The organism is Rhodospirillum sp. A1_3_36 (assembly GCF_047263945.1).
In the GTDB taxonomy this organism is placed as follows: Bacteria; Pseudomonadota; Alphaproteobacteria; order Rhodospirillales; family Rhodospirillaceae; genus Rhodospirillum.
The window spans coordinates 221,112-236,474 of sequence record NZ_JBLAVB010000004.1 but is presented as its reverse complement, the minus strand read 5'-3'; the positions used below and the strand labels follow the sequence as shown (position 1 = coordinate 236,474).

General features: G+C 61.7%; 14 protein-coding genes. 4 read left to right on the top strand and 10 right to left on the bottom strand.

Features of this window, described 5'->3' with window-relative positions; all coding sequences use genetic code 11:
- Positions 1–36 precede the first annotated feature (36 nt).
- Positions 37–903 carry a transposase gene (locus ACLIRY_RS11455; protein ID WP_413205769.1) on the top strand — a complete coding sequence of 289 codons (867 nt, stop codon included), beginning with the start codon at positions 37–39 and terminating at the stop codon, positions 901–903.
- A gap of 233 nt (positions 904–1,136) precedes the next feature.
- On the opposite strand, the gene ACLIRY_RS11450 is transcribed toward ACLIRY_RS11455, so the two are convergent.
- From ACLIRY_RS11450 to ACLIRY_RS11415, 8 genes are all read right to left on the bottom strand, one after another.
- Positions 1,137–2,285, bottom strand: coding sequence for an iron-containing alcohol dehydrogenase (locus ACLIRY_RS11450; RefSeq protein ID WP_413205521.1), 1,149 nt, complete (start codon positions 2,283–2,285; stop codon positions 1,137–1,139).
- On the bottom strand, positions 2,282–3,670 hold the full coding sequence (locus ACLIRY_RS11445) for an aldehyde dehydrogenase family protein (RefSeq protein WP_413205520.1): 1,389 nt from the start codon (positions 3,668–3,670) through the stop codon (positions 2,282–2,284). The genes ACLIRY_RS11450 and ACLIRY_RS11445 overlap by 4 nt, the downstream gene beginning before the upstream one ends.
- A gap of 5 nt (positions 3,671–3,675) precedes the next feature.
- Positions 3,676–5,043, bottom strand: coding sequence for a glutamine synthetase family protein (locus ACLIRY_RS11440; protein WP_413205519.1), 1,368 nt, complete (start codon positions 5,041–5,043; stop codon positions 3,676–3,678).
- A 180-nt stretch (positions 5,044–5,223) separates the two neighbouring features.
- Complete coding sequence (locus ACLIRY_RS11435; RefSeq protein ID WP_413205518.1) at positions 5,224–6,276, bottom strand: TRAP transporter substrate-binding protein; 1,053 nt, start codon at positions 6,274–6,276, stop codon at positions 5,224–5,226.
- A 114-nt stretch (positions 6,277–6,390) separates the two neighbouring features.
- Positions 6,391–7,713 carry a TRAP transporter large permease gene (locus ACLIRY_RS11430; RefSeq protein WP_413205517.1) on the bottom strand — a complete coding sequence of 441 codons (1,323 nt, stop codon included), beginning with the start codon at positions 7,711–7,713 and terminating at the stop codon, positions 6,391–6,393.
- A complete protein-coding gene (locus tag ACLIRY_RS11425; RefSeq protein WP_413205516.1) occupies positions 7,710–8,249 on the bottom strand; it encodes a TRAP transporter small permease subunit in 540 nt (179 codons plus the stop codon). Before ACLIRY_RS11425 ends, ACLIRY_RS11430 begins: the two co-directional genes overlap by 4 nt.
- On the bottom strand, positions 8,242–9,045 hold the full coding sequence (locus tag ACLIRY_RS11420) for an N-formylglutamate amidohydrolase (protein ID WP_413205515.1): 804 nt from the start codon (positions 9,043–9,045) through the stop codon (positions 8,242–8,244). The genes ACLIRY_RS11425 and ACLIRY_RS11420 overlap by 8 nt, the downstream gene beginning before the upstream one ends.
- A 13-nt stretch (positions 9,046–9,058) precedes the next feature.
- Positions 9,059–9,253: a hypothetical protein gene (locus ACLIRY_RS11415; protein WP_413205514.1), complete on the bottom strand. Its 195-nt coding sequence runs from the start codon at positions 9,251–9,253 to the stop codon at positions 9,059–9,061.
- A 74-nt stretch (positions 9,254–9,327) separates the two neighbouring features.
- Here ACLIRY_RS11415 and ACLIRY_RS11410 point away from each other — a divergent pair, with 74 nt between their 5' ends.
- The 3 genes from ACLIRY_RS11410 (at position 9,328) to ACLIRY_RS11400 (ending at position 12,311) form a co-directional block, all read left to right on the top strand.
- Positions 9,328–10,203 (top strand): MurR/RpiR family transcriptional regulator, encoded by an 876-nt coding sequence (locus ACLIRY_RS11410; RefSeq protein WP_413205513.1) that lies wholly within the window; start codon positions 9,328–9,330, stop codon positions 10,201–10,203.
- 242 nt (positions 10,204–10,445) lie between these two features.
- The gene (locus tag ACLIRY_RS11405; RefSeq protein ID WP_413205512.1) at positions 10,446–11,777 is read left to right on the top strand and encodes an anaerobic C4-dicarboxylate transporter; all 1,332 of its coding nucleotides are present in this window, start codon (positions 10,446–10,448) and stop codon (positions 11,775–11,777) included.
- A 141-nt stretch (positions 11,778–11,918) separates the two neighbouring features.
- Complete coding sequence (locus tag ACLIRY_RS11400; protein WP_413205511.1) at positions 11,919–12,311, top strand: DUF983 domain-containing protein; 393 nt, start codon at positions 11,919–11,921, stop codon at positions 12,309–12,311.
- Positions 12,312–12,383: 72 nt separating this feature from the next.
- On the opposite strand, the gene ACLIRY_RS11395 is transcribed toward ACLIRY_RS11400, so the two are convergent.
- Both ACLIRY_RS11395 and ACLIRY_RS11390 read right to left on the bottom strand, forming a co-directional pair.
- Positions 12,384–13,265 (bottom strand): universal stress protein, encoded by an 882-nt coding sequence (locus tag ACLIRY_RS11395; RefSeq protein WP_413205510.1) that lies wholly within the window; start codon positions 13,263–13,265, stop codon positions 12,384–12,386.
- A gap of 215 nt (positions 13,266–13,480) precedes the next feature.
- Complete coding sequence (locus tag ACLIRY_RS11390) at positions 13,481–15,022, bottom strand: AAA family ATPase (protein WP_413205509.1); 1,542 nt, start codon at positions 15,020–15,022, stop codon at positions 13,481–13,483.
- Positions 15,023–15,363: the final 341 nt, after the last annotated feature.

Sequence of the window (15,363 nt, the reverse complement as noted above, 5' to 3'; positions counted from 1 at the left end):
GTTCCGATATTATCAAACATTGCAAAAGTATGAGAAATCAACCGCAATCGACTATTCCTGCTGCCGCCCAGTCTGAGCGATTGGGTCCCGGAGGACGATTTGGCCCATTTCGTGATCGCGGCTATGGACCGGGTGAGCTCGGATGCTTTCAAGATCAGCCATCGGGCCGTTGGCCAGCCGCGCTATCATCCCCGGATGATGCTGGGGATTCTGATTTACGGCTCTGCGAACGGATTTTTCTCCTCGCGTCGCCTGGAATGGGCGATCTATCGGGATCTTGGTGTGCGTTTGGTGGCCGCAGACCGCCACCCCGATCATGATACAATCGCCACCTTCCGGCGGGAGAACAGGACAGCCTTCGAGGCCGCGTTCCTGGAGGTCCTTTTGATGGCGAAGGAGTCCGGGGTCCTGAAGCTCGGTACGGTGTCGATCGACGGGACCAAGAGTGACGCCAACGCGTCGAAGATCCGGTCCTTGCGCTACGACCGGGCCTTGGTATTAATCGTCGCGACGAATGTGGCCATGGCCACGACGCCGAGTGATCAGCCGGTTTTCGTGGAGACGATTACGGCGATTGAGGCTTTGAAGGCTAAGGATATTGACCCATTGGTCGCGATTTCGGCCACGCAACCGCATCGGCCCTATGATTTTCGACCACCGCCCGAGAGGGACAAGCCAGAGCGCGCGATCAAGGAGCCTTGGAGGATTGAGATGAAAGAGAAGCTGAAGACGACGGAGGGACGAAAAATGTACAAGCTGCGCAAACAGACCGTCGAACCCGTCTTTGGCATCATCAAATCGGTTCTCGGTTTCCGTGCCTTCAGGCTCCGCTGCCTGGACCTGGAGAAGGTCAAAAGCAAATGGGCCCTCATCGCGCTGGCCTACAACTGTAAGAGCCAATAACTGTAAGAGAATGACGAAGCTCAGCATGGTCTGGAGGGGGGCACCGCGCCCCTTGCCCCCCTCCAGACCATGCCGACAGCAAAGCCCCAGAAAAAATGCTCAGACACACAGCTAGAGTGAAACTGGATTAGCTTGAGTCAAGCTGGCCCCGTTTCCCTCTCATTCGATAAGTTTTAGAGTCTCTTCGAGATCAAGTTGGGTCGCGAAGCGACCCAACTTGATCTCGGAATACTCTAAGCCAGCAGCTCCTCATAGAGGGCACGGGCGGTGGCTGGGGTCAGCTCCAGGGGGTTGCCTCCGGCGCAGGGGTCGACGGCGGCCATTTCTGCCATCTGGTCGATCTTGTCCATGCCAACGCCCAGAGCCTTCAAGTTTGAGGGAATGCCAACGGATTCCCTCAGGGCCAAGACGGCCTCCACAAAGCCGTCGAAGCCACCGGACAGACCCAGGTAGGCGCCCGCAGCGGCCAGTTTGTCCTCCACCGCCGGGCGGTTGAAGCGCAACACGGGGGCCATGGCTGCCGCGTTGGTGGTGCCGTGGTGGGTGTTGTACAGGGCGCCAACGGGGTGGGAGAGGGCGTGGATGCCGCCCAGACCCTTTTGGAAGGCGACCGCCCCCATGGCGGCGGCACTCATCATATGGGCACGGGCTTCGATGTCCCCGCCGTCCTTATAGGCTTTCGGCAGGAATTCATAGGCCAGCCGCATGCCCTCCAGGGCGATGCCCTGGGACATGGGGTGGTAGAAGGGGCTGCTATAGGCCTCCAGGCAATGGATGAAGGCATCCATGCCTGTGCCTGCCGTGATGGCGGGCGGCATGCCGACGGTCAACTCCGGATCGCAGATCACGATGGAGGGAAGAATCTTCGGATGGAAGATGATTTTTTTCACGTGGCTTTCGGAGTTGGTCAGCACGCCTGCGCGGCCCACTTCCGATCCGGTGCCCGCCGTGGTGGGCACAGCGATGATCGGGGCAATGGCCGAGGCGTCGGCCCGGGTCCACCAGTCGCCGATATCCTCGAAATCCCAGACCGGGCGAGTCTGACCGGCCATGAAGGCCACCAACTTGGCCAGATCCAGGCCAGAGCCGCCCCCGAAGGCGATCACGCCATCGTGGCCGCCAGCCTGATAGACGGCGATGCCAGCGGCCAGGTTATGCTCCGTTGGGTTGGGGTCGACCTCGGAGAACAGACCCCGGCCCAAACCGGCCTCTTCCATCAGGTCGAGGGTCGCGGTGGTGATGGGCAGGTTCGCCAACCCCTTGTCGGTGATCAGCAGGGGCTTTTTGGTCCCGCAGGCGGAGCAGGCCTCGGCGAGTTCCTTGATGCGTCCGGCGCCAAAGCGGATCGCGGTGGGGTAGGACCAGTTGGCGGTCGGGCTCATTTCGTCACCTTTTTGAGATGGTAGGACTTGGGACGGGTCAGGTTGTGGTAGCCGATCTCGGACAGGCCACCGCCTCGGCCCGTGTCCTTGCAACCGGTCCAGCAAAGGGCCGGATCCAGGTAATCAGCCCGGTTCATGAACACGGTGCCGGTCTCGATCTGGGCTCCCAGGGCCGCGGCACGCGTGGCGTCCTTGGTCCAAAGCGAGGCGGTCAGGCCATAGGCGCAGTCGTTCATCAGAGCCAGCGCTTCCTCGTCGCCGGAGACGCGCATGATGCCGACGACGGGGCCGAAGCTTTCGTCGCGCATGACCCGCATCTCGTGGGTCACGTCCACCAGGATCTGGGGCATCAGATAGGCGCCGCCGTCATCCTCGGGGAAAAGGGCCGGGTCGATCAGGGCCTTGGCGCCCTGGGCCAGCGCTTCGGCCGTTTGGGCGCGGACTTCCTTGGCGAAGCGCACATTGGCCATGGGACCCAGGGTGGTCTCCGGATCCAGCGGATTGCCAAGCTTGTAGCCTTGCACCAGGGCCACGGCCTTTTCCACGAAGGCATCGTAGAGGGAGTCAACCACATAGATGCGCTCGATCCCGCAACAGCATTGGCCCGAGTTGAACATGGCTGCGTCGAGCAGGGTCGCCACGGCGGCGTCCAGGTCGGCGTCTTCCATCACATAGCCGGGATCCTTGCCGCCCAACTCCAGCCCGAGGCCGGTGAAGGTGCCCGCCGCCGCGCGCTCGATGGCCGCGCCGCCACCGACGGATCCGGTGAAGTTGATGAAGTTGAAGGCCCGGTCCTTAATCAGAGCCTCGGTGGTGGCATGGTCGAGGAACAGGTTGGTGAACAGATCCTCGGGCAGGCCCGCCTCGGTGAAGGCGCGCACCATACGTTCACCGACCAGCAGGGTTTGGGTGGCATGTTTGATGACCACCGCATTGCCCGCGATCAGGGCCGGGGCGACGGTGTTGATGGCCGTCAGGTAGGGGTAGTTCCAGGGCGCGATGATGAAAACCACCCCATGGGGTTCGCGCTCAATCCGCCGTTCGAAGCTGTCGGAGGTCTCGTAGACCATGGGCGCGAGTGCGCTTTCGGCGATCTTGGCCATGTGGCTGGCGCGCTCGTTGACGCCGCCGAATTCGCCGCCGTAGCGGGTCGGACGGCCCATCATATGGGCCAGTTCGGGGACGACCTCGGTGGTCATCTCCCCCAGACGGGCGACGCCCTTGAGCACCAGGTCGACGCGCTCGGATAGGGGGCGCTTGGCCCAGAGTTTCCCGGCGGTCCGGGCTTTGGCGATGGCCTCCCTGGCCAGGTCCGCGGTGGCAACGGGACGCTCCGCGTAAACGGACCCGTCAATGGGGGAGATACACTTCAATACGGATGACATTCCAGTCAGGCCCTTTCAAAGCCGCGCATGACTTCCCAATCTGTGACCCGGCGGTCCATTTCTGTCTGTTCCCACCGGGCGGCGTGGACATAGTGGTCCACGACGTCGTCGCCAAGGGCCGCACGCATCAGGCTCGACCCGTCCAGGCGGTCGGCTGCGGCGCGCAGGGTACCGGGGATCTCCCGGACATCCTGACCCTTGTAGGCATCCCCCTTGAACTCCGGTTCGAGGGGCAGTTCATTTTCGATTCCATCCAGTCCCGCAGCGATCAGGGCTGCGGAGGCCAGATAGGGGTTGAGGTCGGCGCCGCCGATCCGGCATTCCACGCGCACAGCCTTGCTGTCGGCGCCGCAGACCCGGAAACCGGCGGTGCGGTTGTCCATGGACCAGATAGCCTTGGTCGGCGCGAAGGTCCCCGCCGAGAACCGCTTGTAACTGTTGATATAGGGGGCGAGGAACACCGTCAGCTCTTCGGCATGGGCCAATTGTCCGGCCAGGAAATGTTCCATCATCTTGGACATGCCGTGGGGGCGGTCCGGATCGAAGAACAGCGGAGTTCCGTCCAGGCTCCAGAGAGACTGGTGCAGGTGGGACGAATTGCCCGCCGCCTTGTCGGACCATTTGGCCATGAAGGACAGGGCGCGACCCTTGGACCAGGCGATTTCCTTGCAGCCGTTCTTGATCAGCACATGGCGGTCGGCCATGGTCAGGGCATCGGCGTAGCGGACGTTGATTTCCTCCTGACCGGCGCTGGCCTCGCCCTTGGAGTTCTCCACAGGGATATCCGCGCCGTTGAGGCCATTGCGGATGGCCCGCATCACATCCTCTTCCTTGCTGGTCTGGAAGATGTGGTAGTCCTCGTTATAGCCACTGATCGTGGTCATGCCCCGGTAACCCATGTGGCGCAGGTCTTCGAAGCTTTCCTCGAACAGGAAAAACTCCAACTCGCTGGCCATCATCGCCTTCAGGCCCATGGCTTCCAGGCGGGCGACCTGTTTTTTGAGGATGGCGCGGGGGGAATGGGGCACGTCGGCATGGGTGTGGTGGTCGAGCACGTCGCAGAGCACCAGGGCGGTCCCCTCCAGCCAGGGAATCCGCCGCAGGGTGCCGAGGTCGGCTTTCATGATGTAGTCGCCGTAGCCCTTTTCCCAACTGGTGGCCTTGTAGCCGTCGACGGTTTCCATCTCCATGTCGGTGGCCAGCAGGTAGTTGCAGGAATGCGTTTCCTTCCACCCGCTGTCCAGGAAGAAATCCACATGGAACCGCTTGCCCATCAGGCGGCCCTGCATGTCGACAAGGACCACAAGGACGGTGTCGATGTCGCCCGTGCTCGCGGCGGTCTGGAGGTCCTCTAGCGTCAATTTTCCTGGCATGGCGTTCTTCCCATGGGTTGCCTCAGGTCGTTGCCTCGGGTCTTCGAGCTTTACTCTGTAACCAAGCACCGCCCCACCCGACGCAAGGGGCGGATGGGGCGGGCGGACAGGCTCGGGACTGGTCCCCTTCCTTTGGAGGCAGGGGGAGCGGGGGGACCAGCCTCGTGATCAAATCGCAGATCAACCGTAGCGGTACGGAGGACCAGCTTTTTGCATCAGCGCCGAGTAGTCGCGCAGAATTTTGACAATTTTAGCGCTGCGTTCGGATTCCTGGGCGACTTCATCCCAGAACTCGTGGGCGGCGTCTTCCACCTTCTTCCAGTCGGCATCGGGCAGGGTCGTCAGCTTCAGTTTGGAGCCGTTGACACGCAGGTCGGCTTCGCCGCCCCAATACCACCATTGGCGATGGTAATGGCTGCTGTCCATGCACAGCTTGAAGAGGGTTTGCAGGTGCGCGGGGACGGCGTTCCACTTCTCGGTATTGGCGAAGTAGGAGCCGATCCAGGCGCCGGAGATATTGTTGGTCAGGAAGTAGTCGCAGACGTCAGCCCAGCCAACGGTGTAATCCTCGGTGATGCCCGACCAGCAGACGCCATCGAGTTCACCGGTCTGGATGGCAACCGGTACGTCTTCGTAGGGCAGGGTCACCGGCACCACGCCGAAGCGGGACATGAACCGACCGGCGGTGGGGAAGGTGTAAACCCGCTTGCCCTTCAGGTCGTCCAGGGTGTTGATCGGTTGCTTGGTGGCGAAGTGGCAGGGGTCCCAGGATCCGGCGGACAACCAGGTGACGTTCTCGACCTCGCCATAGGCCTCCTGCCAGATTTCCTTCAGGCCGTACTGTTCGAACAGCACGGGCACGTCCAGGCTGTAGCGGGTGCCGAAGGGGAAATAGCCACCGAAGACGGACACATCCACCGGCGCAGCCATGGAGTCATCGTCGGATTGCACGGCGTCGATCACACCGTTCTGCATGGCGCGGAACAGCTCTCCGGTGGGGACGAGCTGGTCGGCGTAATACAGCTCGATCTCCATCTGGCCGTCGGCCACTTCGTTGAATTTGTCGATGGAGGATTTAATGACATATTCGCCAAGCGCGGCACCGGCATAGGTCTGCAAACGCCATTTGATCGGCGCCTGGGCGCGGACAATGGCCGGAGCGGACAGCGAGGCGGCGCCCACAACGGCGGAGGCCACGCCCGCCTTTTTGATAAAATCCCGTCTGTTGGTCATATCACGAAACCCTTCCCTGGTTGAACAATCGGTCAGTGGTATTCTCGGACCGGAATGCGTCCGGTACTGTACTCCCCTCAAGGTGGAGAGGTGCGTCTGGGGCGACCCGGGGATCTATTTTGCGTAGAAATGCTGGGGCAGCCACAGGGCAATTTCGGGGAATGAGGTCACAAGGGCCAGGGCGGCGACCATCACCACAACGAAGGGGATGATCGATCGGTAGATATCCACCAGGGTGATTTCCGGTGGCGCCATGGCCCGCATGAGGAACAGGTTGTAGCCGAAGGGCGGAGTCATATAAGCGATCTGGCAAGTGATGGTGTAAAGCACGCCATACCAGACCAGATCGAAGCCCAAGGCCCCGACCAGCGGAATATACAGGGGGGCGACGATCACCAGCATGGCCGTGTCGTCCAGGAAGGTTCCCATGATCAGATAGGAGAGCTGCATCAGGATCAGCACCTCCCAGGGGGACAGCCCCAGGTCGTCGACGAACAGCCCCTCGATGGATTTCACCGCTCCCAGGCCGTCGAAAACTGCGCCGAAGCAGAGGGCGGCCAGGATGATCCACATGAACATGCAGGAAATGGCCAGTGTCTTGCGCAGGGTGTCTTCGACGACCTTCTTGGTCAGCCTCCGCTTCAACAGGGCTGCAACCATGGCCGAAAGCGCGCCCACTGCAGAGCTTTCCACCAGACTGGTGATGCCCATCAGGAACAGCCCGGTCATGCAGAAGAAAATCGCGAGCGGGATGATACCCGCCTTCAGCAGGGCCAATTTTTCGCCCAGGGGAACATTCCGCTCTTCCTTGGAGAGGGCCGGTCCCAATTCCGGCTGAAGCTTGCACCGGACGACCACATAGAGGATGAACATCCCCGCCATCAGCAGGCCCGGGAACACCCCGGCGAGCCAGAGTTGTCCAACGGGCTGGCGGGCGATCATGCCGTAGAGCACCAGAACCACCGAGGGGGGCACCAGAATGCCAAGCGAACTGCCTGCCTGAATCACTCCGGTAACCATGATCTTGTCATAGCCCCGACGCAGCAGTTCGGGCAGGGCGATGGAGGCCCCGATGGCCATACCCGCCACCGACAGGCCATTCATGGCGGAGATCACGACCATCAGGATAATCGTGCCGATGGCCAGACCACCGTGCAGCGGCCCCATCCACACATGGAACATCTTGTAGAGGTCTTCGGCGATGCCCGATTCCGAAAGCATGTAGCCCATGAAAACGAACAGCGGCAGGGTCAGCAGGGGGTACCATTTCATCAGCTTCATGGCAGCGCTGAAGCTCAGTTCCACCCCGCCATCGCCCCAGAGCAGCAGGGCCGCAGCCGCGCCGACAACGCCGATGGCGGCGAAGACCCGCTGACCGGTCAGCATCATGACCATCAGCGAGGCGAACATGAGAAGGGCGATCATCTCGTAACTCATTGTTCGCGCTCTTCCTCGGTCAGGCCGTCATGGATCTCGATCCCCCGCAGCCGGGCCACGTCGGTGATCAGGATGGCGATGGATTGCAGCAGGGTCATCAGGATGCCGAAGGTCATGATGATCTTGATCGGCGCCATATAGGGACGCCAGGCGGAATAGCTGCGTTCGCCGTATTCCAGGGCGTAGGTGGTGCTGGAAATGGCGCCATAGAGCAGCAGGGCAAGGTAGAAAATCAGGAACAGGACCGTAAAGGCATCCACCCAGGTCCGCGTATGGGGGCGCCAGTTGCCATAGACCAGATCCATCCGCACATGGGCGCCCATTTGCAGGGAGTAGGCCCCACCCAGCAGGAAGTAGCCGACCATCAGGAACTGGGAGACTTCCAGGGACCAGAGGGGGGGGATGAAGAAGGTCTTGGTGAAGGAGGCATAGAGCAGGATCCCCATCATCACGAAGATCCCGAGCATGACGACCCGCCCGATGGTCCGGTTGATCTTATTGACCACCCGGACATAGGCGATCAGGACGCTAGGCATGGGCGCCTCCCCAGGGTTCGGGTGTAACGGTGGACAGGGCTGATCGCAGTCCCTCGGCCAGCCAGGCGGCCATGGTGCTCCGGTCGCCCGGCGTGGTCAGCAAATCGTTGCGGATTTCGATCATCATATTCAGCAGACCCCGGGAGATGCCGTGTTCCCGCAGGGTATGGGTCACGCCATCGACAGGGGCATAGGGCTCATTGCGGCGGACGTCGAAGCCGCCGGTTTCCCCATGCGCAAGGAAGCCATCGGCCAGTCGGGTGTCGCTGTCGTGGAGCACCCCGACCTGAACCTGTCGGGGGACTCCGTTGTATACAGGGGTGAAGGAGTGGATGGTGACCAGGACCACGGGCCGCCCGTCCCGGGCCCGGTGATCCAAGGTCTCTTGCAAGCAGGTCTGGAAGGGCCGGTAGACCCGCTCGACCCGCTCCGCCCGTTCGGTGGGGCCCAGAGTGGCATTGCCGGGGATGTGCCAGGCTTCGCTGACAGCGGGCATGGCCGAGTCCGACTCCGGCGGCCGGTTCACATCGTACACCAAGCGGGAGACCCGGGCGGCGACAAGGGTTGCATCCAGGATTTCAGAGAGGGTCACGGCCAAGTCCCGGGCGCCGGGGTCCCAGGCGATATGGCTGGTCAGGGCGTCGTCGGCTAACCCGAGGGATCCGAACTCGGGCGGGATGTGGTTGGAGGCATGTTCGCAGACCAAAAGGATGGGGGAGCGCCCCAGGGGATTGACGATCTCCACCGCCCCCGAAGTCCGGTCCCGCTCCATCCGTTGTCCTGCCACCAAGGCCATGCGCCCCATCCCCTCAGCCCGGTTTCCCGAGTGTCGATCCGTAAAAATCGAGTATCAGCTTTTCACAAAATTGGAGCGGCGCAAACCCATTTTGAAAATATTTCTTCACAGCGGGAATTTTTGGCGCATCCTTTTCAGAGTGATCCGCTTGGTTGAAGGCGAAAAACTCCGGGGCCTGCGTTGGGACCCGGTGACGGTCGGTCCGCATGGGATGGGGGATCGCTTGTTTGCCGAGGGATCCAAGGGCCTTGGAAATGAAACATTGGTATCGGGGAGGGCTGAATGGCTGAGGTGGAAGGCCAGACTGTGGCCGAGCGGATTCGCGCGCGGTTTGACGACCTGACCCGGGCCGAGCGGCAGTTGGCCAATACGATCCTGGAGAATTATCCGGTGTCGGGCCTGGGCAGTATCACGGTGGTGGCGGAGGCCTCGGGTGTGTCGACTCCGACGGTGGCGCGCATGGCCAGGAAGTTGGGCTTCGCGGGCTTTCCTGATCTGCAAGGAGCCCTGAGGGGAGAGCTGGAGGCGACCATTTCCAGCCCCATTTCCAAGCATGACCGCTGGGCGGAAAACGCGCCGGATACACACATCCTGAACCGCTTTGCCGATGTGGTGATGGAGAATATGCGCCAATCCCTGCGCAACATCGGCACCGAGACCTTCGATTCCGTGGCGCGCATGCTCACCGACCCCGACCGCGCTATCCATGCGGTGGGGGGGCGCATTTCCCGCTCCCTGGCGGATTATTTCTATACGCATATGCAGGTGATCCGGGGCGGTGTAACCCTGGTGGCGCCCAATTCCAATACCTGGCCCCATTACGTGTTGAACATGAAGCCCGGTGATGTCCTGGTGGCCTTCGACGTGCGGCGCTACGAACATGACATTATCCGGCTGGCGGAGATGGCCACGGGACGGGGGGTGGATGTGGTCTTGTTCACCGACCAGTGGGGCTCTCCGGCGGCAAAATATGCCAAACATGCCTTTCATGCCCGCATCGAGGCGCCCTCGGCCTGGGACAGCTCGGCGGTCACGCTGTTCCTGTTGGAAGCGTTGATCGCCGCCGTCCAGAACGCCAGGTGGAGCGAAACCCGCGATCGGATGAAGGACCTGGAGGACCTGTTTGACCAGACGAAGCTGTTCCGCAAGTTCGTCTAGAGCGGTATGAGGAAAAGTGGGTACCGGTTTTCCGTCCTCATTCCGCTCCAACCATATGATTGAGATCACGACGAAATCAGGTCGGATAGACCTGATTTCGTCGTGATCTAAGGGCGAAGTCGATGTCACCTTGCTTCGTTGATCATCGGAGTATCATGGCTTTGGACCCATCGAATGGGATAGGGTTGCATGCGCGGCCCGGTTGCTGGGGCCGTTCGATGACGATGTGACGGGGGAAGGTCATGATTTGGATTGAATTGGCGATTACGCTTCTTGCGCTGTATCTGGGCGCGCGGATCGGTGGTCTGGGGATGGGCATCACTGGAGGGCTGGGGGTGGCCGTCCTGTGTTTTGGTTTCGGGTTGTCCCCGGGAAGCGCACCGATTTCGGTGATGTTGATCATTCTGGCTGCCGTCTCGGCCGCGTCGGCCCTGGAAGCGGCCCGGGGGATGGAATGGTTGGTGCAGTTGTCGGAACGGTTGCTGCGGCGCTATCCCAAGGCGGTGACCTTCCTGGGGCCCCTGGTCACCTATGGCATGACGCTGTCGGTGGGGACGGGACATACGGTTTATGTGATTCAACCGATCATCGCCGATGTGGCCCGGAAGACGGGCATCCGGCCGGAGCGGCCCTTGGCTGCATCCTCCGTTGCCTCCCAATTGGGGATCACGGCCAGCCCTCTGTCCGCAGCGATTGCCTGGTTGGTGACGTCCTTCGAGGATCGGGGGATCCCCTATACCCTGGGCGATATTCTGACGGTGACGGTTCTTTCGACCCTCTGCGGCCTGCTGGCGGCGGCAACCCTGCAGACCTTTGTGGGCAAGGACCTGGACAAGGATCCGGAATACCTGCGGCGCATGGCTGATCCCAAGCTGAGGGCGGAAATCGAAGGCCATGATGCGTCCCTGTTGGGGCGGGAACTGCCCGCTGCGGCGAAGCGGTCTGTGGGGATCTTTTTCCTGGGGCTGCTATGCATCGTGTTCTTGGGCATGGTCCCCGAGGCCCGGCCCGTGGCCGATGCCGCAACCGGCAAAGTCGTCGGCATGGGCTCGATTATTCAGATGTCCCTGTTGAGTACCGCTGCGGCGATTGTTCTGCTGTGTCAGGTCGACGCCAAAGCGATGGTGGCCGGTCCAGTGTTCAAGGCGGGCATGTCCGCTGTCGTCGCCATTTTCGGTATTGCCTGGCTGGCCGATACCTTCGTCACGAATAACCTGGAGATCATCAAGCCCGCCATTGAAGAGATGGTCACTCAATATCAGTGGCTGTTCGCCTTTGCCTTTTTCCTGGTCTCCATCATCGTCAACAGTCAGGCCGCCACGGCGCGGATGCTCGGGCCCCTGGCGTTTCAGCTTGGGGTGGCTCCGGCCACGCTGATCGGGATTTATCCGTCAATCTATGCCTATTACTTCATCCCCAATTATCCGAGTGATCTGGCGACGGTGAACTTTGATCGGACGGGGACGACACGGATTGGCAAATACCTTCTGAACCACAGTTTTATGTTGCCCGGTTTGATTTGCACCTGGGTATCGGTGGGCGTGGGGTTGTTGTTGGCGTCTCTGATTCTCTAGAGTGAAATGGGATCAGCTTGGAACAAGCTGGCCCCATTTCACTCTCATTCTATAGCTTTTAGAGTGCCTTCGAGGCCAAGTTGGGCCAAGAAATGGCCCAACTTGATCTCGAAGGCACTCTAGCACCAAGGGACTGTAAGCATGAGTGAGGTCATTTCCCCGTTTCGGGCGGGGCTACGGGGGCGTTGTCCCCGTTGTGGCGAAGGGCGGGTGTTCACGGGGTTCCTGACACTCCGTCCGTCTTGCGACCACTGTGGCCTCGACTATTCCTTCGCCAGTGATACAGCGGATGGTCCGGCTTTTGTTGTCATGCTTCTCGCGTGCTTTTTGGCTGTGGGTTTTGCCCTCTGGCTCGAACTGGCCTATCAGGCCCCCTATTGGGTGCATTTGGTAACGACCCTGCCCCTGATCCTGTTGACCAGCGTGCTTCCCCTGCGCCCCGTGAAGGGACTGATGGTTGCTATCCAGTACCACTATCAGGCGGGGGAGGGGCGTGTTGCCACTGATCTGGGCCAAAAGGATCCAAGCGAGTAGGCATACAGATAAAGGCCGGTCACGATATCCCCGCGACCGGCCCCTTCTCATAATCCGTGATCGGATGCCGACCTAATGGGACAGCAGCACCGGGAACTCGGCGTTGGACAGGATGTGCCGGGTCACACCGCCCAGGATGAGCTGGCGCAGGCGGGAGTGGGTATAGGCCCCCATCACCAGGAGGTCGGCGTTCATGGACCCACAGGCCCGGATGATGGCTTCTCCGGCCTTAGTGCCCGGTCCGGCGCGTAGAACCTCTACATCTGCTTTCACACCGTGCCAAGCCAAGTGGGTTTCCAACTCATGGGCGGTGGCGTCGGCGGCGTCATCGTTGTCGTCGGCTTCGGCGATCAGCACCGTGACTTTTTCTGCTGCGATCAGGAAAGGCATGGCCCCCAGGACCGCACGGGCGGCTTCGGCGCTGCCATTCCAGGCAATGGCCACACGGCTGCCCACGGTCGGGGACACCTGCGGCGGTGCGACCAGGACAGGACGGCCGCTTTCCAGCAGCGCGGCATTCAGGGTCAGCAGCGACGGGGGCTCGCCGTTGGGGCCGGGGCGGCCGAGGACCAAAAGGTCTGCCACACGCCCACGCAAGGCCACCTGTTCGGGTTCCGGACCGGTGGTCTCATTCCAGGTGGCTGTGGCCGAGCCATCCCCCGGCGGGGTACCGCCTTGGGCAACGGACATGTCGGCGGTAACCTTGTCGAACAGGGCCTTGGCCTTGTCAGCGCGGTCTCTTGCATCTTTTTCCGCCGCTTCGACCATGTCCTCGACCAGGGCACCGGCCATGGCCTCGCCGACGTAGGGAACAGCGGCAGCGGCGTCGATCATCACATGGAAGCCCTCGACATGGCAGCCGTGGACCTTGGAGATGGTCAGGGCAATGCGCAGTGGGGACTCCCCCGTGGTCTCGTCGCCAATAACGGAGAGTATGGTCTTGATTCCGGACATGGCGGATCCTCCTTGGGGGGACAAAGGGCAGGGTGGCGGGCGGAAAAGGGAGGTGCCGGTTTCCCGCTTAACCCGGGAGGGTCAGTCGCCGCCTCCCGGGATAACCACCTTTTATAAAAGGAATTATGCCCCTTGTTGCCTTCGGGATAAACTGGAATCGCGGACTTTTTATCGCTTTTCATTTCCAGCTATGAAAAGCCCCGGTTACCCGGTGTTCAGGTGTTTGCCAGACCGAGAGCGGCGAGGCCTTGAACCAAGGTTTCCTTCTTGGGACCGGAGGAGTCGACCCGGTGCCAGGTGACCGCGCCCAGGTCGAAATTCTCCTGCTCGGCCCGGATTTCCAAGGTCACGTCGGAGGGATTGCGGACCCGGGTTTCAATCCGCTTCATGGCCACCTCGACCGGGGTATGGACCCAGAGTCCCGTGAAGGGGACGCCGGCCTCGGCGGCCAGGGCTTCGGCCTGTTCCCGTTCCTGCTGGCGGGCGTGGACCCCATCAAGGATGACCGAATGACCGGCGGCCAATGCGGCCTTGGCCTCGTCTTTCAGGGTCGCATAGACCTTGGCATGGATTTCCGGCGTATAGCCCTCGGGTCCCAGCTTTTCATAGGGCTGCTTCCCCATGATGCGCTTGCGCAGAACGTCGGTGCGCAGAACCAGGGCGCCGGGCGCGGCACCGAAATGGCAGGCCAGTTCCCGGGCGAGGCGGGATTTTCCGCTGCCCGACAGTCCGCCCACCGCAGCCATGCGCGGTGCGGGCGGGGACAGGTACGCGAGGCTGAGGGCCAGATAGGCTTTGCCCTCCTCGATCTCCCGGGCGGCGTCCGAAGGGTCGCTTTGTCCACTTGCGGCGGTGGCATGGACGAAGGCGCGGATCATCGCCCGCATGGCCAGGAAAAGGGGGAGGACGGACAGGCCCTGGGTGTCCCCGGCGTATTCCATGTAATGGTTGAAGGTGATGGCCGCGAGACGCCGTTGCCCCCGGTAGTCCAGATCCATCAACAGGAAGGCCAGATCGTAGAGGACGTCGATGGTCACGAACAGGTCGTTGAAATCGATGGCGTCGAACAGGGTGGGCTTGCCGTCCCACAAAAGGATATTGCGTAAATGCAGGTCGCCATGGCAGCGCCTGACCTTGCCCTCTGCGGCCCGTTTGGCGAGGGCCGGTTTGGCCTGCTCCAGCGCTGTGCGAATGGCCTGCTCCACGGCGTCGGCCTGCTCACGCCCCAGGATGTCGGCGTTTTCGGCCAGGGAGGCGAGGGAGTTGTCGACGATGGCTACGAAATTCCGTCCATCGTCCCCCTCGATAACCGGGGCGCTGTTGTGACTGGCCATCACGGATTCGGCCAAGTCGCACATCTGATGGCGGTCGAGCTGTCCCCGGGAGAGCATACGGTCGAATAGGGACCCCTGCTTGAAACGACGCATGGCGACGGCGTAGTCCACGGGCTCGCCCTTACCATCCACGGCCAGGGATCCGTCGGCCTCTCTGGTGATGGGAAGCACGCCCAGATACAGGCCCGGCGCGGTGGGGCCGTTGATCTCGACCTCGCGCGCGCAGCAGGCTTTCCGGGCGGCCAGGGTCGTGTGATCCAGATAGGGCAGGGCGACCGCCCGCTTCAACTTGAGGACACGGTCGCCGCACAGGAAGAGGGCGGAGACATGGGTGTGGATTTGCTCGACCCGCTTTCCGGGGTGGCCATGGGCCTTGCCGGTGGAGAGGAAGGCGTAGACGTCGCGTTGGGAATCTGGGGTCATTGGTCTCGGGCCGCTTGGGCGGCATTGGGGTGGTGCCCTTGGGGGCATGCTTGGGGAAACGGATCAAGGAGGATCGCACGGTAAAGGGGCGGGAGGGAAGGGGTCTCGGTTGCGGTGCGGTCCTTTCCGAGGTCCGGGGCATACGCCCGTGCGTTCAACGGCCAGAAGGACTGCAAGCCTGACGGTTTTCAGGGGAAGCTGCATGGGGGGCGACTTTCCTTGATCCATCATGACCGCGATGTCGATCTCTCCTGAGGCAAGGCGTCCTGGAAGTGTGTCGCTGGGGAAAACTGGTCCCATACAATTTAGAAATCTGGGTCTTCCGGTCACGATTTTTCACA